The sequence below is a fragment of the Kitasatospora sp. NPDC007106 genome (genome assembly GCF_040634455.1).
Taxonomy (GTDB): Bacteria; Actinomycetota; Actinomycetes; order Streptomycetales; family Streptomycetaceae; genus Kitasatospora; species Kitasatospora arboriphila.
Genome location: NZ_JBEYFP010001265.1, coordinates 1 through 1,340, shown reverse-complemented (window position 1 = coordinate 1,340; position 1,340 = coordinate 1). Strand labels below are relative to the sequence as shown.

Annotated in this window: 1 protein-coding gene; it reads right to left on the bottom strand. The window is 70.8% G+C overall.

What is annotated here, in order from left to right; all coding sequences use genetic code 11:
- Positions 1 to 1,152 (bottom strand): universal stress protein (locus tag ABZ641_RS37705; protein WP_359989120.1); only part of this gene is annotated, 1,152 nt, incomplete at its 3' end.
- Positions 1,153 to 1,340 lie beyond the last annotated feature (188 nt).

The window sequence follows — 1,340 nt, the reverse complement described above, 5'->3', positions numbered from 1 at the left end:
CAGGGAGTGTCGCCGGCCGAGGGAGGGCAGGCGGCCGCGCCCGGTGAACTCGTGGGTGACCATGTGGACGTCGATGTCCTCGGAGAGGTCGACGGTGGTCTGCCCGTTGCCGGGGCCGGTGAGGAACCGGTTGAGGCGGCCGCGGCGGCTGGTACCGAGGACCAGCTGGGTGGCGTCGTGGGCACGGGCGAAGGCGAGCAGCGAGCTGGGGATGTCGTCGCCGACGACCACGTGGTAGCTGCCGCCGAGCGTCTCGACCAGCTGCCGCTGTTCGGCGAGCGCGCCCGGTGAGGCGCCGGAAAGGCCATCACTCCGGGTGACGTGGACAGCAAGGAGCTCGCCGCCGGCCGTACGGTCCGCGATCCTCGCCGCCCGGCGGATGATGGTCTCCCCCTCGGGGCCACCGGTCAGTGCCACGACGACGCGTTCGCGGGTCTCCCAGACGCGGTCGATGTTGTGGGTGGCGCGGTAGTCGCGCAGGCCCTCGTCGACCCGGCCGGCGACCCACAACAGGGCGAGTTCGCGAAGGGCCGTCAGGTTGCCGACCCGGAAGTAGTTGGAGAGCGCGGCGTCCACCTTCTCCGCCTTGTAGACGTTTCCGTGCGCCATGCGGCGGCGCAGGGCCTGGGGTGCCATGTCGACCAGTTCGATCTGGTCGGCTCGGCGGACGACCTCGTCGGGGACGGTCTCGCGCTGCGGGATTCCGGTGATCTTCTGGACGACGTCGTTCAGCGATTCCAGGTGCTGGACGTTGACGGTGGTGATCACGTCGATTCCGGCGGCGAGCAGTTCCTCGACGTCCTGCCACCGCTTGGCGTTGCGGCCGCCCGGGATGTTGGTGTGCGCGAGTTCGTCGACCAGGGCGAGCTGCGGCCGGCGGGCCAGGATCGTGTCCAGGTCCATCTCCTGGAAGTCCGTGCCCCGGTAGCTGCGCGTCAGTCTGGGGACCAGGTCCAGGCCCTGGAGCATGTTCTCGGTGTGCCGTCGGCCGTGGCACTCGATGAAGCCGACCACCACGTCCGCGCCGCGGTCGCGCCGTCTGCGGGCCTCGTCCAGCATCCGGTAGGTCTTGCCGACACCGGGAGCCGATCCGAGGTATACCCTCAGCTGCCCGCGGCGGACGGCGGTGCCGGGGGTGAGGTCACGGGACATGGGCGCTGCTCTTTCTCGACGAAGGGCGGCCGGAAACGTTGTGGATCTCGTCGCCATCCCGGGCGGGCACCTTGCTCCGCTCAACAGACACGACGCATGGGCAACCGACCCGGGCGCGGGGACCGGCCCAGATCGGCCGCCCCTTCCTCGGCCACACCGACGGCGCGCTCGCCGGCCGCACCACCAGC